23 protein-coding genes are annotated in these 22136 nt (G+C 37.5%); 4 read left to right on the top strand and 19 right to left on the bottom strand.

Annotated elements, in window-relative coordinates; all coding sequences use genetic code 11:
- Positions 1–71: 71 nt before the first annotated feature.
- Complete coding sequence (gene lpcA, locus A1D25_RS01135; RefSeq protein WP_157393891.1) at positions 72–656, bottom strand: D-sedoheptulose 7-phosphate isomerase; 585 nt, start codon at positions 654–656, stop codon at positions 72–74.
- Positions 657–818: 162 nt separating this feature from the next.
- Between lpcA and frr the strand changes: the two genes are divergently transcribed.
- Positions 819–1376, top strand: coding sequence for a ribosome recycling factor (gene frr / locus A1D25_RS01130; RefSeq protein WP_157393890.1), 558 nt, complete (start codon positions 819–821; stop codon positions 1374–1376).
- 68 nt (positions 1377–1444) lie between these two features.
- On the opposite strand, the gene A1D25_RS01125 is transcribed toward frr, so the two are convergent.
- The 7 genes from A1D25_RS01125 to A1D25_RS01095 form a co-directional block, all read right to left on the bottom strand.
- The gene (locus A1D25_RS01125; protein ID WP_157393889.1) at positions 1445–2239 is read right to left on the bottom strand and encodes a MetQ/NlpA family lipoprotein; all 795 of its coding nucleotides are present in this window, start codon (positions 2237–2239) and stop codon (positions 1445–1447) included.
- A gap of 53 nt (positions 2240–2292) precedes the next feature.
- Positions 2293–3105, bottom strand: a complete 813-nt coding sequence (locus tag A1D25_RS01120; protein WP_157393888.1) for a MetQ/NlpA family ABC transporter substrate-binding protein — start codon at positions 3103–3105, stop codon at positions 2293–2295.
- 98 nt (positions 3106–3203) lie between these two features.
- Positions 3204–4034, bottom strand: a complete 831-nt coding sequence (locus A1D25_RS01115; protein WP_157393887.1) for a MetQ/NlpA family lipoprotein — start codon at positions 4032–4034, stop codon at positions 3204–3206.
- 33 nt (positions 4035–4067) lie between these two features.
- Positions 4068–4745 (bottom strand): methionine ABC transporter permease, encoded by a 678-nt coding sequence (locus tag A1D25_RS01110; RefSeq protein ID WP_157393886.1) that lies wholly within the window; start codon positions 4743–4745, stop codon positions 4068–4070.
- The gene (metN, locus tag A1D25_RS01105; RefSeq protein WP_157393885.1) at positions 4735–5769 is read right to left on the bottom strand and encodes a methionine ABC transporter ATP-binding protein MetN; all 1035 of its coding nucleotides are present in this window, start codon (positions 5767–5769) and stop codon (positions 4735–4737) included. Before metN ends, A1D25_RS01110 begins: the two co-directional genes overlap by 11 nt.
- Before the next feature lie 266 nt (positions 5770–6035).
- A complete protein-coding gene (locus A1D25_RS01100; RefSeq protein WP_157393884.1) occupies positions 6036–6749 on the bottom strand; it encodes a SanA/YdcF family protein in 714 nt (237 codons plus the stop codon).
- Positions 6742–7638 (bottom strand): DMT family transporter, encoded by an 897-nt coding sequence (locus tag A1D25_RS01095; RefSeq protein ID WP_157393883.1) that lies wholly within the window; start codon positions 7636–7638, stop codon positions 6742–6744. The genes A1D25_RS01100 and A1D25_RS01095 overlap by 8 nt, the downstream gene beginning before the upstream one ends.
- Before the next feature lie 232 nt (positions 7639–7870).
- Between A1D25_RS01095 and metX the strand changes: the two genes are divergently transcribed.
- Complete coding sequence (gene metX, locus A1D25_RS01090) at positions 7871–8953, top strand: homoserine O-acetyltransferase MetX (RefSeq protein WP_157393882.1); 1083 nt, start codon at positions 7871–7873, stop codon at positions 8951–8953.
- 5 nt (positions 8954–8958) lie between these two features.
- Here metX and recO read toward each other — a convergent pair whose 3' ends face one another.
- From recO to A1D25_RS01045, 9 genes are all read right to left on the bottom strand, one after another.
- Positions 8959–9678 carry a DNA repair protein RecO gene (gene recO, locus A1D25_RS01085; RefSeq protein WP_157393881.1) on the bottom strand — a complete coding sequence of 240 codons (720 nt, stop codon included), beginning with the start codon at positions 9676–9678 and terminating at the stop codon, positions 8959–8961.
- A gap of 20 nt (positions 9679–9698) precedes the next feature.
- Positions 9699–10601, bottom strand: a complete 903-nt coding sequence (gene era / locus A1D25_RS01080; RefSeq protein WP_157393880.1) for a GTPase Era — start codon at positions 10599–10601, stop codon at positions 9699–9701.
- A gap of 24 nt (positions 10602–10625) precedes the next feature.
- The gene (gene rnc / locus A1D25_RS01075) at positions 10626–11297 is read right to left on the bottom strand and encodes a ribonuclease III (RefSeq protein ID WP_157393879.1); all 672 of its coding nucleotides are present in this window, start codon (positions 11295–11297) and stop codon (positions 10626–10628) included.
- A gap of 243 nt (positions 11298–11540) precedes the next feature.
- Complete coding sequence (locus tag A1D25_RS01070) at positions 11541–11996, bottom strand: CAP domain-containing protein (protein WP_157393878.1); 456 nt, start codon at positions 11994–11996, stop codon at positions 11541–11543.
- Between the two features lie 79 nt (positions 11997–12075).
- Positions 12076–13464, bottom strand: coding sequence for a nicotinate phosphoribosyltransferase (locus tag A1D25_RS01065; protein ID WP_157393877.1), 1389 nt, complete (start codon positions 13462–13464; stop codon positions 12076–12078).
- A gap of 97 nt (positions 13465–13561) precedes the next feature.
- Positions 13562–14104 (bottom strand): D-glycero-beta-D-manno-heptose 1,7-bisphosphate 7-phosphatase, encoded by a 543-nt coding sequence (gmhB, locus tag A1D25_RS01060; RefSeq protein ID WP_157393876.1) that lies wholly within the window; start codon positions 14102–14104, stop codon positions 13562–13564.
- Positions 14094–14573, bottom strand: a complete 480-nt coding sequence (bcp, locus tag A1D25_RS01055) for a thioredoxin-dependent thiol peroxidase (protein WP_157393875.1) — start codon at positions 14571–14573, stop codon at positions 14094–14096. The genes gmhB and bcp overlap by 11 nt, the downstream gene beginning before the upstream one ends.
- 9 nt (positions 14574–14582) lie before the next feature.
- Positions 14583–15830: a molybdopterin molybdotransferase MoeA gene (gene moeA / locus A1D25_RS01050; RefSeq protein ID WP_157393874.1), complete on the bottom strand. Its 1248-nt coding sequence runs from the start codon at positions 15828–15830 to the stop codon at positions 14583–14585.
- A 58-nt stretch (positions 15831–15888) separates the two neighbouring features.
- Positions 15889–16521 (bottom strand): MarC family protein, encoded by a 633-nt coding sequence (locus tag A1D25_RS01045; protein WP_157393873.1) that lies wholly within the window; start codon positions 16519–16521, stop codon positions 15889–15891.
- An 81-nt stretch (positions 16522–16602) separates the two neighbouring features.
- On the opposite strand from A1D25_RS01045, the gene A1D25_RS01040 reads away from it, so the two are divergent.
- Positions 16603–18552, top strand: coding sequence for an ABC transporter ATP-binding protein (locus A1D25_RS01040; RefSeq protein WP_157393872.1), 1950 nt, complete (start codon positions 16603–16605; stop codon positions 18550–18552).
- 88 nt (positions 18553–18640) lie between these two features.
- Positions 18641–19612 (top strand): o-succinylbenzoate synthase, encoded by a 972-nt coding sequence (gene menC, locus A1D25_RS01035; protein WP_157393871.1) that lies wholly within the window; start codon positions 18641–18643, stop codon positions 19610–19612.
- Positions 19613–19662: 50 nt separating this feature from the next.
- Here menC and A1D25_RS01030 read toward each other — a convergent pair whose 3' ends face one another.
- Positions 19663–20262, bottom strand: a complete 600-nt coding sequence (locus tag A1D25_RS01030; protein WP_157393870.1) for a lipoprotein HlpB — start codon at positions 20260–20262, stop codon at positions 19663–19665.
- A gap of 279 nt (positions 20263–20541) precedes the next feature.
- Complete coding sequence (radA, locus tag A1D25_RS01025; RefSeq protein ID WP_157393869.1) at positions 20542–21921, bottom strand: DNA repair protein RadA; 1380 nt, start codon at positions 21919–21921, stop codon at positions 20542–20544.
- Positions 21922–22136 lie beyond the last annotated feature (215 nt).

Raw genomic sequence — 22136 nt, 5'->3', positions numbered from 1 at the left:
TACAGGAGATTTGGCAGAATGTGGAATGAAGTGAGAGAAGAATTAGCCCAACAAAAAATCAATTTCTACTTTTATGCCGATTTCGCCATTTCAAACTCAATTAACATCATCAAAATATGAATTACTTTAATGTGCACTTCTTGAATACGATCTGCATAACGGAAATGTGGCACTCGGATTTCAACATCGGCTAGTCCTGCCATTTTTCCACCGTCTTTACCTGTCATTGCGATCACTTTCATTCCTTTTTTCTTCGCCGCTTCAATCGCATTTAAGACATTTTGCGAATTGCCTGATGTGGATAATCCAAATAAGACATCGCCTTTTTGCCCAACTGCTTCAACATAACGAGAAAAGACATATTCATAACCAAAATCGTTACTGACACAGCTTAAATGGCTGACATCTGAAATGGCAATCGCAGGATAACCTGGGCGGTTTTCACGATAACGCCCAGTGAGTTCTTCTGCAAAGTGCATTGCATCACAATGTGAACCGCCATTACCGCAAGAAAGTACTTTTCCGCCCTGTTTAAAACTGTCTGAAATCAACAATGCAGCTTGTTGAATTAAATTTAGGTTGTTTTCGTCTTTGATAAATTTATCTAATACTTCCGCTGCTTCTTGAAGTTCTGCCAAAATCTGTTGCTGATACATAGTTGCTCCTTTTGCAAAAAATTGTTAATCTGACCGCTTATAATCGATCAAGCGAGCAAAAGTCTATCATAATGCCCCACACTTAACACTAGGAAAAATACGAGAAATTAGGTAAAATCCAAAGGCTTATCATTCATATCAGTTTATTGAAAGGACAACACAATGATCAATGAAATTAAAAAAGACACGCAAGATCGTATGGAAAAAAGCCTTGAGGCATTAAAAGGTCATATTTCTAAAATTCGTACAGGTCGTGCACAACCAAGTTTATTAGATGGTATTCAAGTTGATTATTACGGTTCTGCAACGCCATTACGTCAATTAGCTAACGTGGTGGCAGAAGATGCTCGTACATTAGCTGTAACCGTTTTCGACCGTTCGTTAATTAGTGCAGTTGAAAAAGCAATCCTAACTTCAGATTTAGGTTTAAACCCTTCTTCAGCGGGTACAACAATTCGAGTTCCACTTCCACCATTAACGGAAGAACGTCGTCGTGATTTAATCAAAATTGTAAAAGGCGAAGGCGAACAAGGTAAAGTGGCAATCCGTAACGTGCGTCGTGATGCAAATGATAAAATCAAAGCATTAGAAAAAGAGAAAGAAATCAGCGAAAACGAAGAGCGTAAAGCACAAGAAGATATTCAAAAAATCACTGATACTTATATTAAGAAAGTAGATGAGATTTTAGCGGATAAAGAAAAAGAGTTAATGGATTTCTAATCGATCAAATACTTCAATGATAAAAGGCTTCTATGATAGAAGCCTTTTAGATTATATTCTAGCAGAACTTACCATCCCTTAACGACTCCACCTTTAAAGAGTTTTAAGGCTTCTTGGTAAACTTCTTCTGTTTGGTAAGACTTCACGAAATCCTGTATAGCTTCATTATTTTCATTTCCCTGACGAGTCACAATTAAATTCACATAAGGAGATTGTTTAGATTCCACAAACAGACCATCTTTATCAGGACTTAAACCAATTTGTCCTGCAAAAGTATTGTTAATGATAGCAAAATCAACATCATCAAGCACTCGTGTTAATAGCTCACCATCAACCTCTTTAATTTTTAGATTTCTTGGGTTCTCTACAATATCTAATTGAGTTGCTAGTAAATTATTACTATCTTTCAATTTAATAAATCCTTGCTTTTCAAGTAACAACAATGAACGTCCTAGGTTAGTAGGATTATTTGGCACAGCTACTGTCGCACCATCTTGTAATTCTGAAATTGATTTAATTTTTTTAGAATAAGCTGCAATCGGATAAACAAAAGTATTCCCGACAATACTTAGCTTAAAGCCATTATCTTGAGAATCTTTGTCTAAATAAGGCTTATGCTGAAAGGCATTAGCATCAAGATCGCCCTTATGAACTGCCTCATTTGGTGAACCATAATCTGTAAATGAAATCAATTCTACATCACGATTATATTTTTCTTTCGCAATTTTAGCAGCGATCTCTGCAATTTGATGCTCAGGTCCTGACATTACACCAACTTTAATTTTAGTTTGTTTCTCATTACAAGCAGTTAAAAAAACTGCTGATACTAATGTTGCTACACTTAATAACTTTTTGAACTTCATAAGAACTCCTGATTATATATAAAAAAAGCGGTTAGAAATCTAACCGCCTATGATTACCAACCTTTTACCACACCGTTGTTAAATAATTTCAACGCTTCTTGGTAAACTTCGTCTGTTTGGAACGCTTTTAAGAAAGTCTTTAAACGTTCGTCATCTTTGTTGTCTTCACGACTGACAACTAAATTCACATACGGAGAATCTTTTGATTCAACAATCACGCCATCTTTCTCAGGGCTTAAACCAGCTTGACCTGCATAGGTATTATTGATGATCGAAAGATCAACATCATCTAAAGAACGAGTTAATAATGCCGTATCAATTTGTTTGATCTGAATATTTTTCGGATTTTCAATAATATCGTTTTCTGTTGAAAATAAATTTGTTGGATCTTTTAGTTTAATCACGCCATTTGCTTGTAATAACAGTAATGCACGTCCTGTATTACTTGGGTTATTTGGAATAGAAACAATCGCTCCCTCTTTTAACTCATCAAGCGTCTTGATTTTTTTAGAATAACCTGCAATCGGCCAAATAAAAGTATTACCGATAATCGCCATTTTATAACCACGATCTTTACTTTCCTGCTCTAAATATGGCACTGTTTGGAATGCGTTTGCATCAAGATCTTTAGCGTGTAAAGCTGCATTTGGTTGGGTATATTCAGTAAATTGAACTAATTCAACATCTAAACCATATTTCTCTTTTGCGATTTTGACCGCAACTTCTGTCATTTGAGCTTCAGGCCCTGTCATCACACCAATTTTTAAAGGTTGTGCTTTTGGAGTTTCTACTTTCTTTTCTTCTTTACAGCCTGTTAGTGCTAACGCAGAAACAAGAGCTAAACCAAGTAATTTTTTAAAATTCATTAAATTTATCCTTTATATAGTGAATGGAAAATAAAAAGCGGTGAGTTACACTCAAAAATTTGCAAATTTTTCAGTAAATCTCACCGCTTATAATCGGATTACCAGCCTTTTACAACACCATCTTTGAAGTGTTTTTGTGCTTCTTGATACACTTCTTCAGTTTGGTAAGCTTTCACGAAATTTTGAACTGCTTCGCTATCTTTATTGTTCGTACGAGCTACGATGATATTTACATAAGGAGAATCTTTGCTCTCAACAAATACACCGTGTTCTGTTGCATTTAAGCCAACTTGACCTGCGTAAGTATTATTCACTACCGCCAAATCAACATCATCTAATGCTTTTGCTGCAACAGATGTATCGACTTCTTTAATTTTTAAGTTTTTCGGGTTTTCAACAATATCTAAAGAAGTTGAGAATAAGTTAGTGTTATCTTTTAATTTGATTAACCCTTGTTTTTCTAAAAGAATTAAAGCACGAGCTAAATTACTTGGATCGTTTGGCACAGCAACTACCGCACCTTCAGCTAACTCACTCACATTTTTAATTTTTTTAGAGTAGCCCGCTAATGGATAAACAAAAGTGTTACCTACAATAACTAGGTTATCTAAATTTTTAGATGCGACATCTTTATCTAAATACGGTTTGTGTTGAAATGCGTTTGCATCTAAGTCGCCTTTACTTGTTGCGGTATTTGGCAGTGCATAGTCATTGAAAAGTACAAATTCAACATCTAAGCCGTATTTGTCTTTTGCTACTTTAGCAGCAACTTCTGCCACTGTATGCTCAGGGCCTGACATTACGCCTACTTTAATTTTTTGTGCTTGTGGAGCAGGTGCTGGGGCAGCTTCTGCTTTTTTATCTTCTTTACAGCCTGTTAATGCTAAAGCAGAAACAACCGCTAAACCTAATAATTTTTTAAAGTTCATAGAAAAACCCTCTTAACAAATGTTGTGTTTGAATTAACGATGATCGTAGCGTTTTGCAAGATTATCGCCAATTTTTTGGCTAATCATTACAATCGCAACAATAATAATAGTGGCGATCCATTTCACATATACCATATTTCGATGCTCGCCATAGCTGATAGCAAGGTTACCCAAGCCACCACCACCAACAGCCCCCGCCATTGCCGAATAGCCGATAAGCGCAACTAAAGTTAGTGTAATGCCATTGATTAAAATTGGTAAAGATTCAGGCAAATAGAATTTTGTTACTACTTGCCAATTTGTTGCCCCCATTGATTTTGCTGCTTCAGTTAAGCCACTTGGAATTTCCAGTAGTGCATTTGACGTTAAACGAGCAAAAAACGGAATGGCAGATACACTCAATGGCACGATTGCCGCTGTTGTACCTAAAGTTGTCCCAACTAATAAACGAGTAAAAGGAAGCAACACCACAAGCAAAATAATAAATGGTACTGAGCGACCAATGTTGATAACAACATCTAACACTCTATGCAAACCTTTATGTTCTAAAATTTCACCTTTGCCTGTTAAAAATGCAACAAAACCAATCGGTAAGCCAATCACTACCGCCAGTAATGTCGCCATAAATCCCATATACAAGGTTTCAAGTGTCGAAAGTGCAACCAGTTCCCACATTTGCGGAGTTAATTGATTTTGAAAATCATCCCACATAGCCTAGCACCTCAACTTTAACATTGTTATCAATTAAATAGAATTTTGCTTCCGCAATTGCATCAGGATCACCTTCCATTTCAGCAATTACAAACCCAAATTTTACGCCACCTGCATAGTCAATCTGCGACATCAAGATACTAAAATCAATGCCGAATTTTTTAGATGCACAAGAAAGTAATGGGGCATCAACCGAACGTCCAGTAAACTCAAATTTAATAATCGGTTTACTATTTGGTGTCTGATTTGGCGACAGTTGATCCATATACTCTTTTGGTAATTCGATATGGAAAGTAGATTGAATAAAACGCTGTGCTAATTCTGTTTTCGGATTAGAGAAAATTTCGCTTACTGAGCCACTTTCTACTAATCGACCTTGATCAATCACAGCAACACGATCACAAATACGTTTTACCACGTCCATTTCGTGCGTAATTAACAAAATAGTTAAGCCTAAACGGGTATTGATCTCTTTAAGTAACTGTAAAATAGACTGTGTCGTGGCAGGATCTAATGCACTTGTTGCCTCATCGCACAATAAAACTTGCGGATCACTTGCTAACGCACGAGCAATAGCCACACGCTGTTTTTGCCCACCTGATAAGTTACTTGGGTAAACATCGCGTTTATCAGCCAAGCCAACTAATTCTAATAATTCGCTAACTTTTTTCTCAATTTGATCTTTAGCGGTATGACTTAATTCAAGGGGTAACGCCACATTTTCAAATACAGTACGAGAAGAAAGTAAATTAAAATGTTGGAAAATCATTGCAATATGACGGCGAGCCAAAATAAGCTCTTTTTCAGAAAGTGTTGTTAAATCTTTGCCATCAACAATGACTTGCCCAAGTGTTGGGCGTTCTAATAAATTAACGCAACGGATTAGCGTACTTTTTCCAGCACCCGATGCCCCAATAACACCGTAAATTGTGCCTTTGGGTACTTCAAGATTAACATTGTCAAGAGCGGTTATTTTCTGCCCTTTAACTTCAAACTGTTTGCTGATTTGTTTCAGCTGAATCATAAAAGCCTATCCACACTAAAATAAAATAATTGAGTATTTTAGACGTCTAGAATGCTATGTCAATGAAGTAATGTTATTTTTTATGACAAAAAGGAATAAAATTTTCTAACAGCTACCCTATCCCCACAAGTTAGACCATTATTTTAAGAACCTAGCTCCGTATTGTACTAGGGTAAGATCGCATTTTCTTTCAATTTATGATCTAGCAGTGATTTCTACCCAATATTAATATGGGCTGTAAAATGTGATTTTATCATCTTGAAAAATCACATTTTCCCCAACTCTAAACTTTTCATTTTATCTAATGTTGTCGCTTCTGCTCCAATCAATAAATTGAACAACATTGCAGTACGAGCAAATAGCTCTCTAATTCTCACTTTATAATGCTGTTCTGGGTATTTCGCTACAAAACAGATTGCATCAATTTGATGAAATTTGGCAATAAACAATGCTCGTTCACAATGAAAACGTTGTGAAATAATTGTAAAACTAGGAAATTTAAACACTTTATCTGCACGAATAATCGAGTCTAAAGTGTTATACCCCGCATAATCTTGAAGAATATATTGATTTTGCATTCCCATTCTACGCAAATCATTCGTCATTGTTTTCGGCTCATTATAATAAGCTGTCTTATTATCTCCGCTCATTAAAAAATAGCTGGATTTATTCGCTCGATAAACTTGCATTGCGGCATCCAGTCGATACTTATAATATAAATTAGGTGATCCTGATGGATAATATTTTGCTGTACCTAAGACTACCGCATATTCACGCTCTGGCAGTTTATCGATATCAGTATAGATTTGATCTTTTACCCAATAGCTTGTACCAATATCAATCAACAATATCATCAATATAAATGAGAAAAATAAGCCTACTAGCCATTTGTAGTAACGTAAAAAAGCACGAGCCACTTTTTGTTTTAAAGTGGCTTGTGGCTGATTATGTTCGGTTTCCGCTAAAATGGAATTATTCATTCTGTTTAGATTGTTTAGTTTCTGCGTGAGTAATATACATTGTTGCAACAATAATAATGGCTGCACCTAACCATAATTTACCTGGCGGCACCCAATTAAAGACTAACCACCCCGCCAATACATTTAATGGCAATTTAATAAAATCAAATGGTTGAATATAAGAGGCGTCCGCCAAATTATATGCTTTTGCTACGGCTAGTTGGGCTAATGCGGTGAAAAAACCAAGTAAAATGAGAAAACCAAAATCACTAAATGATGGCAAGCTAAACCCAGTTGGGCTTAAATTAGTTAGGGCGATTAAGATGTTAAACGGCGTAATTAAGATAAACAGGTATGCAACCATTGTAGTAGGAGAATCTTCGCTAGAGAGTTTTTTTACCATTAGAGAATAACACGCCCAAAAGAATGCAGCCGCAATAGGTAATAGAACAATCCAATCAAAATTTTCTGACCAAGGCTCTAAAATAATCATTGCCCCAATAAAGCCTAAAAAAGTAGCAATCCAACGCTTGCGATCGACTTTTTCTTTCAATAATAACCCTGAACCAATGGTAACGAACAGGGGCGATGTCATCAATAACGCAATTCCTTGCCAAATAGGAATAGGGTGGGCTAATGCCATTGTCCAACATTGAATCCCTATCGCAGAAAGAAACACGCGGAAACAATGCTGTCCAAAGTGTTTAGTTTTCAGAGATTGAAAAAAGCCCATTGTCGCCATACTTGGCATTAAAAATAAAAATGCAACCAAATACTGCACCAATGCAATCACACTTGCATCAATTGGGGAAACTGAGGTGAGTTTTGGAATTAATGTATTCACACAAGCGAATAATACGCCTGCAGTAATAATAGCAATAGCCCCTTTAACAGGTTGATGAGTCTGCATAAAATCTCATTGATATAAATAAAAAAATCGTGCCGTAGCATAGCCGAGCTATTAAAAATTGCAAGGTAATTCTTTTCTTGATTTAGCCATTTAAAAATCTAGACGTTTAGATGGCTAAAATTTCTTGACAAATCGTATTGCTCTCGTTAATTTACTCACTCATTCCACACGCTAATTAAGCGGTAAGATTGATATAGAATTTTGCAAATAATTAAGGATAGATAGGGGCAATATGGCACAGTCAATTACACTTTTTGAGCATTCTCCACTTGAACTAGTGTTAGGTGGAAGGCTCTCACCTATTGATGTTGCCTATCAAACCTACGGTACGCTAAATGCTGATAAGAGCAATGCAGTACTACTCTGCCATGCTCTAACAGGCGATGCTGAACCTTATTATGATCCACCTGCGGATAAAGGCTGGTGGCAAGATTTTATTGGCTCTGGATTAGCTTTTGATACCGACAAATACTTTTTTATCTGCTCAAATGTATTAGGGGGCTGTAAAGGTACAACTGGCCCTGCATCAATTAACCCTACAACTAGCCAACCTTATGGCAGTCAATTCCCTGTTATTACGGTACAAGATATTGTTCGTGTACAGAAAGCCTTAATTGACTATTTGGAAATTCCGCACTTAAAAGCTGTTGTCGGTGGCTCTTTTGGTGGAATGCAGGCAACACAATGGGCAATTTATTACCCTGATTTTGTTGATAACATTGTTAATCTCTGTTCATCTCTCACCTTGAGTGCCGAAGCCATTGGTTTTAATCACGTTATGCGACAAGCGATTATTAACGATCCTAATTTTAATGGTGGCGATTATTATCAAGGAACTCCACCTGATAATGGGTTAAAAATCGCTCGAATGTTGGGAATGCTAACCTATCGTACTGATATTCAATTAGCAAAAGCCTTTGGGCGTGAAACAAAACAGCATAGCGAAGTATGGGGAGATTATTTCCAAGTCGAATCTTACTTGAGTTATCAAGGTATTAAATTTCTTGATCGTTTTGATGCCAATAGCTATTTACGTCTATTAAGAGCCTTAGATCTCTATGATCCAGCACTAGGATTTGAGAGTGAGAAAGAAGCCCTATCTCGTATTAAAGCAAATTACACCCTTGTCGGCGTAACTAGTGATCAGCTATTCAAACAAGTTGATTTACACAAAAGTAAACAACACCTTGAGAATGCAGGCGTTCTCGTTGATTTCTATGAATTTCATTCTAATTTTGGACACGATGCGTTCTTAGTCGATTACACATTCTTTGAAGAAATGATTAAGAAAGGTTTGGCAAAAGAAAGTAGATAAATGATCTAACCACTTTTTAGTCTATTAGGCAAAATAGATTGGAATAGCTCTCGACTTTTTAATGGAGCTGAACCTAAATAAGGTTTCAAAGCAATGCGTGTAAAACGTTTAGCTGCCTGTTGCGTACTTTTTTCACTAAAATCTAAACGATCAAAAGCGAGTAAATCAGCCCCTAAAAAAGTGTTATTGTTTTGGAGCAAAGAGGCAATAAACCCTTCATTTTTATAAAACTGATAAGTCATCTTAGGATCAACTGGATCGCCCGTTGCTGTGCAATGAGTAAAATTTACCCCATAACCCACCGCTTGTAGCATTCTAAATTCAAAGGTGCGTAAAATCGCTTCTAAACTATCAGGACGAGAGGCTAGTTGCGTGATACATTGTAAATAGGACTGAAACAGTTCTGGATAAGCGGTATGATTTTCTAAAATCCTAACCAAAATTTCATTCACATAAAAACCGCTATATAGGGAATAAGTATTCATCGGTAAGGTCAAAGACGCTGGCTCAGCTTTGGTCAGCGTTTTTAAATCGCCTTTTCCGCTCCAAGATAACAACAATGGAGTAAAAGGTTGTAATACCGCTTTCAACGGGGAACGGCTACGTCTCGCCCCTTTCGCTAAAAGAGTAATCCGCCCGTGATTTTCTGTAAAAAAATCCACAAGCAAACTACTCTCACTATACTCTCTGCGGTGTAGCACAAAGCCACGTTGAAAAAGACTCATTCGGTCAATTTATGCGTTTATTATTCGTCCATATACCCCAAACTACGCAAGGCACGTTCATCATCAGCCCAACCCGCTTTGACTTTTACCCATAACTCTAGGTGGACTTTATTATCAAACAAACGTTCCATATCTGCTCGAGCTTCTGTGCCGATCACTTTGATTTTCTGCCCTTTATTGCCGATCACCATTTTTTTCTGACCTTCACGTTCAACTAAAATCAAACCATTGATTTCATAAGTTCCACGCTCGTTCATCTTAAATTGTTCAATTTCCACTGTTACCGAATAAGGCAATTCTTCACCCATAAAACGCATTAGTTTTTCGCGAATAATTTCAGATGCCATAAAACGTTGTGAACGATCTGTAACATACTCTTCTGGGTAATGATGAACACCTTCTTTTAGCGATTCACGCACAAATTTCTCTAGAATATGGACATTTTTTCCACGTTGCCCTGAAATTGGAATAATCTCTTTGAAAGGGAATTTTTCACTTAACTGAATAATATGTGGTAACAGCTCTTCTTTCTCTTTGATGTTATCAATTTTATTGATGGCTAATACAACTGGAGCCTTCGTGCCACGCAATTTATTGAGTACCATCTCATCATCATCTGTCCATTTTGTGCCTTCTACCACAAAAATAACCATATCTACATCACTGATCGCACTACTTGCTGCTCGATTCATTAAGCGGTTAATTGCACGTTTTTCTTCAATATGTAGCCCCGGTGTATCCACATAGATTTCTTGATACGCCCCTTCGGTTTTAATGCCGAGAATACGGTGGCGAGTGGTTTGGGCTTTGCGTGAAGTAATCGAAATTTTCTGTCCTAAAATTTTATTTAGTAGGGTTGATTTCCCCACATTTGGGCGACCTACAATAGCAATAAAGCCACAATATGTTTTTTGTTCTGTCATTTTTTTCTCTGTGTAACTACGTTGTTATTTAATATTTAGTTTTTGAATAACTTGCTCGGCGGCTTGTTGCTCTGCTTTTCTGCGACTTGTGCCAATACCAATAAAAATTTCATCAAGTTTTTCAACTTTACAACTCACTTTAAAGGATTGATTATGTGCTTCGCCTTTAATATCAATCACTTCATATTCAGGCAATTTCATTTTTCTGCCTTGCAAAAATTCTTGTAAACGTGTTTTCGGATCTTTTGGTGCTTCACCTGGCGTCATCTCGGTTAATAAGGTTTGAAACCAGCAGTACACACGTTCAATCGCTTTATCAATACCTGAATCTAAATAAACGGCAGCGATAATGGCTTCAACACAGTCAGAAAGAATGGATTCTCTGCGATGTCCGCCACTTTTTAACTCTCCAGCCCCTAGTTTTAAGTATTCGCCAAGCTCAAACTGACGAGCGACAATCGCAAGGGTTTGTTCTTTTACCAATGCTGCACGCATTCGGCTTAATTCGCCTTCATTCGATTTGGGAAATTTTTCATAGAGAGCTTTGCCGATGGCAAAGTTTAAAATTGAGTCGCCTAAAAATTCAAGGCGTTCATTGTTGTGAGATGCCGCACTACGATGAGTTAAGGCTTGTTTTAGGTAATCAAGGTTAGCAAATTGGTAACCTAATTTTTTCTGTAATCGTTCTAATTGCATAATCTTTTCAAGGTAATGATGCCTATGGCATCGGAAATTGACATTTACGTCAACAAGGTCGTGCATCATACCTTGATTTACGCAATTTTTAAACAAACAAGCGGTAAGATTTTGGGGATTTTTTGCAAACCTTCCTGTAAATCTTACCGCTTGTTGCTAAGTTATGAAGATCGGAGTTGATCTCCCTCGTATTATCTTATTTATTCTTCAACAAAATACCAATGTTAAATTACAGAAAATAACTTACCAAGGAGTTCCGAACGTTTGTACCCAGTAAACCCCTGAACGAGCCATTCCAATTTGAGTAAATTTTGGATTCATAATATTAGAACAATGCCCAGGACTGTTCAGCCAAGATTGGAGTGCGTCTGTCGATGTTTTATTCCCCATAGCAATATTTTCTCCTGCAGTAGAATACTCATATCCTTCTTTCTTTATTCGATCAAAAGGCGTTCTACCATCTAAACTATTATGAGCAAAATACTTTTTCTGAGCCATATCTACAGCGTGTTTTTCTGCTGCCTTTTGAAGTGCAATATTTAATTGCAAAGGTTTTGCCGCTGAAAAGTGTTTTTTTCCACAATGTCTTGCTTGGCTCCGAGCTTGATTTACCTTTTCTAGCATCTCTTCCAGCGTTTCTGCAAAAGAAACAGATGTAGTACAAAATAACAAGCTAACGCTTAAGATAATTTTTTTCATTTTATTCCCTTGTGGTTTGTAATACGATAAAGTGGTTTCGTTGCCTATATGCAAAATAAAACTTATTCCTCTAGCTTGATTATATTTCCGTTCTCTGACGAATCTGCTCTAAAGTCTCATCAATTAGCAATTCCCCGTTCAAAAATACTGTTCTAAGTTGGTTTTCTTTACCATTAAGTTCTTCTACTCGTATAGTTTGCCACTCATTTTCCAATTTTGTTAAAGCAAGAATACCTTTCTTAGAACGTTTAGCTTGGCTTGTAATCGGGTCTTTGTAAATCGCTTTCCATTCACCACTAATACAAATTGCACTGGCTTTCATTGCCCAACTCATCGTATCTCGATTGATTTGTTGGAGTAATCCGCCCCCCATTCCAAAATTAACATTTTCAACACTAAACCCTGCTTGCATAATTGCATTAAGAATAGCTTCAATGGAGTTTGTATTGATCCCATCACCTTGAATAATGCGGATAAAATCAGGCAATACTTTATATCCTTTGCTGTTTATACGATAACCAAATTTATCTGCCAAAATTTCAAGTGTACGACAAACCACTTCTACTGGATCGCCACTATCAGGACGAATAACTAATCGCCCACCTTTTTCAATTACTTTTTCTTTAAGTTGCTCACCCCAAATATGCGATAAAGCATTCCATAGATCATAGCTGTCCGAAACAACCGCATAGAGTTTATTTTCGCCTGCAAATTGATCGATCATATTCTCATAAGCAGATTTTTCGTTATCTTTGCCCCAAGCCGTAATCGTACTATGCTCTGCCGCAGGGATAGAAAAAGCAGGTATTTCATTTACGTTATACCAGCGTTTTGCTGCAAGTAATGCTGATACGCTATCTGTACCGTAAAAATTCACTAGATGAGCTAAACCGCCTAGTGCAACAGTTTCTAAGCTTGATGCACCACGCGCACCAAAATCGTGTAATTGAAACGCTAATCCAGACATATCGTCAGCAGATTTAAGTAGTGCTTGTTTAATTTTCTGTTTGCAGAAATAAGAGATGCTCGCCACTGTTGAAGGATACCAAATGGCTCGTAACAACGCTGTTTCAAGATAGCCTGCAAGCCAGAAAAATTCAGGATCGGTATTTGTGATTTGGCAAACAACATTACCAACAGGTAACACAGTTCCTTCGGCAACCGCTTCAATTTTAAGAGGTAAAAAACCGTTATGCTTATCTAATAAACGTTGCCAGCCTTGGCGATTAAAAGGTAAACCGTGTGCAATTAATACTTGTTCAGCATCATCAATATCTTGTTGAGTGATTGGTTTGAATAGATACTCTTTAATAAAGGCTTGGAGTCCAAATGCGACGACATCGAATTTTCCGCCTCTAGCTTCAATATAGTACGAGAGATATTCAGTATTAGGGGGGTATTGCAGCCAATGTGATGCTTTATAACTATCTACATTTAATAAAAGATTGGAAAAACTTGATGTATACATACCATTTCCTTTTATTTAAAAATAAAATTCTCAAATTTATGATATATACACTTTACCAATATGTAAATAAAAAATATCCCTCTAATACTATTTTAATTTATATAATTTTAGGTAAATCCGCCAAGCTATCTAACACTTTGTCTGCTTTAGCTTCAGCTTCGGCAGTAACTGCTTTACCTGTTCTCACTAAAATTTTTGTTTTTACGCCAGCATTTTCTGCGGCTAATAGATCTTCTAATTTATCGCCTACCATTATAGATTGAGCTGGGTCTATATTCAGATCTCGAATAGCTTGGGTGAACATTCCCGCCTTAGGTTTACGACAATCACAATCTTCTCGATATTCGCCCTTTCCTTCGGGGTGATGTGGGCAATAATAGATACCGTCAAAATCCACACCACGATCAGCAAGCGACCAATCAAACCATTCCGTTAGCTGTAAAAACTGATCTTCACTGAAATAGCCTCGAGCAATCCCCGATTGATTAGTAACGAGTACCAATAAATACCCTTTTTTCTTTAAGGCAAGCAACGCATCAATCACGCCATCAATAAATTGAAAATCATCAATTTGATGAACATAACCGTGATCGATATTGATTGTGCCATCTCGATCTAAAAAAATTGCTTTATTTGCCATTTTCTAGCCCTTTTACAAAATCAACAATCAGTTGATGATGTTCACTGGTTTTAAATTTGTCAAAAACTGCGATGATTTTACCGCTTTCATCAAGTAAAAAGCTGATTCGATGAATACCATCGTAGGTTTTCCCCATAAATTTTTTCTCGCCCCATACGCCAAAGGCTTCCGCAATTTGATGATCGGGGTCAGATAACAGGGTAAAATTTAATGCTTTCTTTTCGACAAACTGTTGTAATTTTTTCGGTAAATCTGGGCTGATGCCTAGTACTACGATATTCAAATCATCTAGCTCACTTTTGCTATCTCTTAAACCACAGGCTTGAGTCGTACAACCTAGGGTAAGTGCTTTAGGATAGAAATAGACTAATACTTTTTTTCCTTGGAATTGTGCAAGAGAAACGGTTTCAGCATTTTGATCTAATAATGTAAATGATGGTGCTTGTTCGCCTACGGTTAATAATTGCATTGTTGCCCCTTATTTCAATAAAAAGTTAAATGGCTGAATGGTCACTTTTTCCCCTTGTGCAACGTTACCACGCTCTTGTTCTAATACAATAAAGCAGTTGCTTTCATTAAAGGCACTGAAAATATGTGAACCTTGATTGCCAATCGGTTTGACTGCTAATTCACCTTGTGGATTGACGTGATAAAAACCTCGTTGGAAATCTTGTCGCCCAACCGCTTTTTTGAGTGATGTTACCGTATAAGCGGTTAGATTGGGTGAGAAATTTGCAATTTTTTCAGCCGAATAGCCCGCTAGTTTCATTAACGCTGGCTGAACTAATTGATAAAACGTAACCAATGCGGAAACAGGATTACCGGGTAAGCCAAAGAACCACGTTTTGTTATCCGTATCTGCTGAATTTAATTGCCCGAAAGCAAAAGGTTTGCCCGGTTTCATTGCGATTTTCCAAAAGCCGATTTGCCCACGTTTCTCTAATACCTCTTTGGTAAAATCCGCTTCCCCAACAGAAACACCACCACTGGTGATCAATACATCTGCACTTTGTTGTGCTTTGATAAACGCATTTTCAAATTGGGTTGGATCATCCGGTAAAATGCCATAATCCGTAATTTCACAATTTAATTTTTCCAGCATTAGACGTACTGCAAATCGGTTGGTATCGTAAATTTGCCCCGATTTAAGTGGATTTCCTACACTGACTAGCTCATCGCCTGTGGAAAGAATCGCAACTTTAATGCGTGGATAAACTTGGATTTGTGCAATCCCCAATGAGGCGAGAAGTGGTAAGGTTGTTACATCTAATTTGCTCCCTTTGCCTAAGACTAACTGCCCTTGCTGAATATCTTCACCTTGTTTGCGGATATTTCCAAATGGCTTAGGCTGACGAGTAAAACAGACTGTGCCATCATTATTAAGGCTTGTTTCTTCTTGCATTACAACAGCATCAGCTCCCTTTGGAATAGCAGCCCCTGTCATAATGCGAACACACTGCCCTTCGCCTATTTCACCAGTAAAGGGATTACCAGCAAAGGCTTTTCCAATTACCACAAGCGGCTGGTTAATGGAAAAGTTTTGCAAATTGACCGCATAACCGTCCATTGCAGAATTATCAAAATGAGGGACGTTAATCGGCGAAAAAATATCTTCGGCTAAAATTCGGTTTGTTGCCTGATCGAGTGAGATCTGTTCAAATTCGTTAGGTGTAGGCAACTGTTGTAGCATTTGTTCAAGTGCTTGTGGAAGTGGAAGTAATGACATTGTTTTCTCTTTAAAAGTGAAAAAGGACGTATTCAACACGCCCTTTTAAATCAATAAATTAAGATAACGGTGTATTTGCAACTTGAGAGATAAAATCACGCAAGCCTAACAAAATATTGTTAATCGCAACCGCAGATAAAATTAAGCCCATTACTCTACTAATAATTGCCGCCCCTGCATTACCAATTAAATGTTGAATGCGGTTTGCCACTAAAAAGAGTAAATAAGTAATAACCAATACAGACAACATAATCCCTGTTGTAATAAATTGATCAGAAATACTATAACGATGATTATCCGTTAATAATACCACTGCCATCATTGCTCCTGGAGAGGCAATAGAAGGAACAGCCAACGGATATACCGCTAATTCACTTAAATTACTGCGAATTTTGATTTCTTGGTCGGGTTTGCTTTCCCCGAAAATCATTGATAATGCAAAAAGTAATAAAACTAATCCCCCAGCAATTTGGAATGCGGATAATGGAATTTGCATTGCTTCAAGTAACCATTGTCCCATTACTAAGAAAAATAGTAAAATTCCAAATGAAATTAAAATTGCATTACGTGCGATTTTACGGCGATCTTCTGGAGACAATCCAATCGTTTTCGCTAAATAAACAGGAATTGAGCCAATAGGGTCAATTACCGCCCAAAGTACAACAAATTGCACAACTAATGAATCAAACATTTACTTTCCTTAATCAAATGAATAGATAGGCTTTATTGTGCATTAAATTTTCCTTAATACAAGTAACTTATATAAATTTCAATGATATTTTTTACAGATTTAACATTAAAACGTGGACAAACAGTCCTACTCGAACAAGCAAATGCAACAATCCATACTGGGCAAAAAGTAGGCTTAGTGGGTAAAAATGGTTGTGGTAAATCATCTCTTTTTGCCTTACTCAAAAATGAGCTATCTCCCGAAGGGGGAGAGGCGAAATATCCGCATCATTGGTCTATTGCGTGGGTCAATCAAGAAACCCCTGCATTAGATATTCCAGCCATTGATTATGTCATTCAAGGCGACCGAGAATATACCGATTTAATGGCACAGCTAGCACAGGCAAATCAAAGTAATAATGGGAATTTAATCGCAACCTTACACGCCCAGTTAGATACGATTGATGCTTGGACAATTCAATCTCGTGCTGCTACCTTACTCAATGGCTTAGGTTTTAGTACTGAACAGCTTGATTTACCCGTTAAATCCTTTTCGGGTGGTTGGCGAATGCGTTTAAATCTCGCTCAAGCATTGATCTGTCGTTCTGATTTGCTTTTATTAGACGAACCAACCAACCACTTAGATTTAGATGCGGTAATTTGGCTAGAACGCTGGTTAAGTCAATATCGTGGTACCTTATTACTGATTTCACACGATAGAGATTTTCTCGACCCTATCATCAATCGGGTATTACATATTGAGCAACAGAAACTGAATGACTATACAGGGAATTACTCTTCCTTTGAAATTCAACGGGCAACTAAACTATCGCAACAGCAATCTGCTTTTCAACAGCAAAAGCAAAAAATGGCACATTTGCAAAAATTTATTGACCGTTTTAAAGCGAAAGCGAGTAAAGCTAAACAAGCTCAAAGCCGAATGAAAGCCTTAGAAAAAATGGAGCTTATCGCCCCTGCGTATGCAGATAGCCCGTTTTCCTTTGAGTTTAAAGAGCCATTAAGTTTGCCTAATCCGTTACTTTCAATGGAAAAAGTAAGTGCAGGTTATGACGAGAATACGGTTTTGCAGTCCGTTAAACTAAATCTTGTCCCTGGTTCACGAATTGGTCTATTAGGACGTAATGGAGCAGGTAAATCAACGTTAATTAAATTATTAGCGGGCGAAATTACCGCACAATCAGGTCATACTCAACTGGCTAAAGGCGTACAGCTTGGCTATTTTGCACAACATCAACTTGATACATTAAGAGCCGATGAAAGTGCATTATGGCATTTAGCTCGACTTGCCCCCGAAAAAACAGAACAAGAATTACGTAATTATTTAGGCGGTTTTGATTTCCACGGTGATAAAGTTAAACAAGCAGTAAATAGTTTTTCTGGTGGAGAGAAAGCTCGTTTGGTACTTGCACTTATAGTTTGGCAACGCCCAAATCTATTGTTATTAGATGAACCGACCAACCACTTAGATTTAGATATGCGTCAAGCCTTAACGGAGGCGTTAACACAATATGAAGGCTCGTTAGTTATCGTTTCACACGATCGTCATTTGCTCCGTAGCACCGTAAACGAATTTTATTTGGTACACGATCATAAAGTGGAAGAATTTAAAGGGGATTTAGACGACTATCAGAAATGGTTAAATGAGCAAAATAGCTTATTGGAACAACAGAAGAAACAGAATGTTGCAAAAAATGGGGATAATCCCACCGCTTGTGAAAAGACTTCATCAACTGAAAATGAAAATAGTGCAGCGAGCCGTAAAGAGCAAAAACGTTTAGAAGCGGAACTTCGCCAACAAGCAGCTCCACTGCGTAAACAGCTCACGCAGTTGGAAAAAAATTTAGAAAAACTCACCGCTTGTTTACAAACATTGGAAGATACGCTCGCCTCGCCTGAAATTTATGAAGCGGAGAATAAAGCCAAACTCACTGAAACACTTGCTCAACAAGTCGCCACCAAAAAACAGCTTGAAGAAGTTGAAATAGAATGGCTTGACCTGCAAGAGCAATTAGAACGTTTGTTGAATGGTTAATTTTGTAATAGCGGTCGAGAAATAATAAACTTTTAATACTGAAAAACGAGCCATAATGTCGATATTATTTTTATCTTGAGTACTTACAATGCGTTCAGCCAAACTTTACCAATATCAATTACCCATAGAAACGGGCATTATTTTACGCCAACGCCGTTTAAAACAGCGTGAGGGTTTTATTGTACATCTGTTGGATAATGGACGTTCTGGCTGGGGAGAAATAGCCCCTTTACCTGAATTTAGTAGCGAAAATCTTGCAGATGCAGAGCAACAACTTCGCCACTGGTTAGCCCTTTGGCAAAATGGGCAAGTAGATCATTTAGATCAATATAGCCCTTCCGTTGCTTTCGGACTCAGTTGTGCATTAGCTGAAATTGAGCAAACATTAGGTGAAAAAGGAAATTATCAAACTGCTCCGCTATGTTATGGCGATCCTGATGAGCTTTATGCCAAATTGAACCAAATGACTGGCGAAAAAATTGCAAAAATTAAAGTTGGATTATATGAAGCTAACCGAGATGGGCTAATTGCAGATATGTTTTTAGAAGCGATTCCTGATTTAAAGCTCCGTTTAGATGCTAATCGCTCGTGGACTTTAGAGAAAGCGGTACAATTCGCCAGTAAAATTGCAACAGATAGAAAACATCGCATTCAGTTTATTGAAGAACCTTGCCGAACACCTGATCTTTCTCGTCAATTTGCACTCGAAAATCAGTTAGCGATTGCTTGGGACGAAAGTGTGCGAGAACCTAATTTCTTAGTAAAAAAAGAGCCAAATCTTACCGCTATAATTATTAAGCCAACTTTGACAGGCTCAATCCAAAAATGTCTTAACTTAATTCAGCAGGCTCATCAGCAAGGTATTATTGCTGTAATTAGTTCAAGTATTGAATCTAGTTTAGGGCTAACACAGCTTGCCCGTTTAGCTCACCAATATACGCCGAATACCTTACCTGGTTTAGATACCCTAAATTTAATGCAATATCAGCTACTCCGCCCTTGGCAAGGCTCAACTTTACCTTTAGCAACTTTAGAAAGTGAATTTATTTGGGAAATTTGAATCATTAAAAAAGGGTTAGTTTTTCAACTAACCTTTTTAAATAATTTGAATTATTTTGCGAATTTTTGTTGTAATTCAGTCTGAATGGCTTGCAACTCCGTACTAACTTGCATTAGTTTATCTGTTTTAGCTTTCATTTCATTTTGAAGTTCTTCACTTGGATTCTCACTCACCATTACATTAACTGCACTTGAAAGTAACTCGTGAGATAAAGACAAGCTTTCTTTTAATTTCTCTTTCAATTGTTGTACTTCTGTATTTTTAATTTCGACCGCATCTAAACTTTTCAGTATATCGCTAACTTTTGCAGTAAATTGAGTGAAAGCACTTCTAATTTGAGCTTTATCTTGTGTTGCAATTTTTTGTTGAAGCTCAGTTCGAAGAGCTGCCATTTCTTTCTCTTGTGCAGCATTCCACACCTCTAATTTCCGATAATCTTCAACACCTTGAGAATCAATTGCCAGTGCTTGCTCTGTTTTTTGTGCTTCAACTACGAATATTTGCTCTGCTTTCTTATCTTCAACTTTAGCAGCCTGAGTTGCTTCTGGTTGAGAGCTTGTAATTTCAGTTTTTTTCTCTACAGGCTTATCACAGGCTGCTAAGAAAATAGCAAATAACGCTGTTGTACTGATTTTAGTAAACTTATTCATTAAGAATTTCCTCAAAATTAGATAGTAAAAATGCCATTATAAAAATGGCATCACATTGTACTCGCAAGTAGACAGATAAAATATTTTTTTGTTCATTTAAATTAAATCCCCATTTTAAAAGAATAAAAAATATCCAGAAACCTTTTTATTGGCATATAGGATGAAATAGTTAGCAAATAATTATTTTAGAGGCTGAAGTGATCTGCACCCCTGATTTTTATATTAAAGAAATGGCAGTAATTTATACTATATATCTTCTAATAAATTAGCTGCTCAATTTCACAACCCACTCACAATATCTAGTGCATCACTCAGTTTTTTAACGGTAAAAATTTCCATTCCTTTAATTGCTTTTTTAGGTGCATTACCCGCTGGAACAATGGCTCGTTTAAAACCGTGTTTAGCCGCTTCGCTAATACGTTCTTGACCGCTTGGAACAGGACGAATTTCTCCTGCTAATCCAACTTCGCCAAAAACAACGAGATCTTGGGGTAATGGGCGGTTGCGGAAACTGGAAATTAAGGCAAGTAATAGGGCTAAATCAGCACTGGTTTCCGTCACTTTAACGCCTCCGACAACATTCACAAATACATCTTGATCTGACATTTGTAAACCACCGTGCCGATGTAGTACAGCAAGTAATAATGAAAGGCGGTTCTGCTCTAGCCCTACGGCAACACGTCTTGGATTGGCTAACATTGAGTGATCAACCAATGCTTGAATTTCGACCAACAATGGGCGTGTTCCTTCCCATAGCACCATTACGGAGCTACCTGAAGTCTGTTCTTCACTACGACTGAGGAAAATTGCTGAAGGGTTTTTCACTTCTCGTAATCCTTGCTCTGTCATCGCAAACACACCTAACTCATTCACTGCACCAAAACGGTTTTTATGACTACGCAAAGTGCGATAACGAGAATCAGCTTCCCCTTCTAGTAAAATAGAACAGTCGATGCAGTGTTCTAACACTTTCGGCCCTGCTAAAGTGCCATCTTTGGTAACGTGCCCCACCATAATAATGGCAACTTGGCGAGTTTTAGCATAACGAGTTAGAAAGGAGGCACATTCACGCACTTGAGCAACACTCCCTGGCGAAGATTGTATATCTGCTAGGTGCATTACTTGGATAGAGTCAATCACAATTAACTTTGGTTTTTCCTGATCGGCAATATTACAGATATGTTCAACGGAAGTTTCCGAAAGCATTTTAAGATTATCTGCTGGTAATCCTAAACGGTGTGCTCGCATTGCGACTTGCTGTAATGACTCTTCCCCTGTAACATAAAGTGTCGGAATTTGGCTTGATAAACCACACATTACTTGTAATAACAAAGTACTTTTCCCTGCACCAGGGTGTCCGCCAATTAAAATAGCACTGCCTGGTACAATTCCTCCACCAAGCACACGATCTAGCTCATAAAAACCACTGCTAAAACGGGGAACTTCTTGCAAATCAATTTCAGCAAGTTTTTGTACTTTTCCTGAAGTTTCGCCTGCATAGCCACTAAATCTATCGCCCTTGCTCTCTTGTTTAGCTGAAATTAAACGAACTTCGCTAATGGTATTCCACGCCATACACGCTCGGCATTGCCCCATCCAACGAGCATATTCTGCTCCACAATCACTACATACATAAGCTGTTTTTGGTGCTTTTGCCATTTTTACCTCTATTACGATTCAATTCTATCTTATTCGGTCAGTTATCGCTGAATTGTAGCAATACTAACAAAAAACACTGTTTAAATGAACAGGGATACTCTAATTTTTCGATCTAGATCGAAAAATGGAATTTGCTAACTCGCTTTTTTCAAGAAAACAGTGAAACTAAACAAGGTGCTGGAACCACCGCAGACCGATGACAAACCTCAATTTGT

Origin of the sequence: Ursidibacter arcticus (assembly GCF_009761375.1) — a bacterium.
Classification (GTDB): Bacteria; Pseudomonadota; Gammaproteobacteria; order Enterobacterales; family Pasteurellaceae; genus Ursidibacter; species Ursidibacter arcticus.
The sequence above is the reverse complement of the archived record's forward strand: the minus strand, read 5'-3'. Positions and strand labels throughout refer to the sequence as shown.

Excerpts from the sequence above, each read along its gene's own strand:
- lpcA (WP_157393891.1), bottom strand. The coding sequence starts at position 656 with ATGTATCAGCAACAGATTTTGGCAGAACTTCAAGAAGCAGCGGAAGTA.
- frr (WP_157393890.1), top strand. The coding sequence starts at position 819 with ATGATCAATGAAATTAAAAAAGACACGCAAGATCGTATGGAAAAAAGC.
- A1D25_RS01125 (WP_157393889.1), bottom strand. The coding sequence starts at position 2,239 with ATGAAGTTCAAAAAGTTATTAAGTGTAGCAACATTAGTATCAGCAGTT.
- A1D25_RS01120 (WP_157393888.1), bottom strand. The coding sequence starts at position 3,105 with ATGAATTTTAAAAAATTACTTGGTTTAGCTCTTGTTTCTGCGTTAGCA.
- A1D25_RS01115 (WP_157393887.1), bottom strand. The coding sequence starts at position 4,034 with ATGAACTTTAAAAAATTATTAGGTTTAGCGGTTGTTTCTGCTTTAGCA.
- A1D25_RS01110 (WP_157393886.1), bottom strand. The coding sequence starts at position 4,745 with ATGTGGGATGATTTTCAAAATCAATTAACTCCGCAAATGTGGGAACTG.
- metN (WP_157393885.1), bottom strand. The coding sequence starts at position 5,769 with ATGATTCAGCTGAAACAAATCAGCAAACAGTTTGAAGTTAAAGGGCAG.
- A1D25_RS01100 (WP_157393884.1), bottom strand. The coding sequence starts at position 6,749 with ATGAATAATTCCATTTTAGCGGAAACCGAACATAATCAGCCACAAGCC.
- A1D25_RS01095 (WP_157393883.1), bottom strand. The coding sequence starts at position 7,638 with ATGCAGACTCATCAACCTGTTAAAGGGGCTATTGCTATTATTACTGCA.
- metX (WP_157393882.1), top strand. The coding sequence starts at position 7,871 with ATGGCACAGTCAATTACACTTTTTGAGCATTCTCCACTTGAACTAGTG.
- recO (WP_157393881.1), bottom strand. The coding sequence starts at position 9,678 with ATGAGTCTTTTTCAACGTGGCTTTGTGCTACACCGCAGAGAGTATAGT.
- era (WP_157393880.1), bottom strand. The coding sequence starts at position 10,601 with ATGACAGAACAAAAAACATATTGTGGCTTTATTGCTATTGTAGGTCGC.
- rnc (WP_157393879.1), bottom strand. The coding sequence starts at position 11,297 with ATGCAATTAGAACGATTACAGAAAAAATTAGGTTACCAATTTGCTAAC.
- A1D25_RS01070 (WP_157393878.1), bottom strand. The coding sequence starts at position 11,996 with ATGAAAAAAATTATCTTAAGCGTTAGCTTGTTATTTTGTACTACATCT.
- A1D25_RS01065 (WP_157393877.1), bottom strand. The coding sequence starts at position 13,464 with ATGTATACATCAAGTTTTTCCAATCTTTTATTAAATGTAGATAGTTAT.
- gmhB (WP_157393876.1), bottom strand. The coding sequence starts at position 14,104 with ATGGCAAATAAAGCAATTTTTTTAGATCGAGATGGCACAATCAATATC.
- bcp (WP_157393875.1), bottom strand. The coding sequence starts at position 14,573 with ATGCAATTATTAACCGTAGGCGAACAAGCACCATCATTTACATTATTA.
- moeA (WP_157393874.1), bottom strand. The coding sequence starts at position 15,830 with ATGTCATTACTTCCACTTCCACAAGCACTTGAACAAATGCTACAACAG.
- A1D25_RS01045 (WP_157393873.1), bottom strand. The coding sequence starts at position 16,521 with ATGTTTGATTCATTAGTTGTGCAATTTGTTGTACTTTGGGCGGTAATT.
- A1D25_RS01040 (WP_157393872.1), top strand. The coding sequence starts at position 16,603 with ATGATATTTTTTACAGATTTAACATTAAAACGTGGACAAACAGTCCTA.
- menC (WP_157393871.1), top strand. The coding sequence starts at position 18,641 with ATGCGTTCAGCCAAACTTTACCAATATCAATTACCCATAGAAACGGGC.
- A1D25_RS01030 (WP_157393870.1), bottom strand. The coding sequence starts at position 20,262 with ATGAATAAGTTTACTAAAATCAGTACAACAGCGTTATTTGCTATTTTC.
- radA (WP_157393869.1), bottom strand. The coding sequence starts at position 21,921 with ATGGCAAAAGCACCAAAAACAGCTTATGTATGTAGTGATTGTGGAGCA.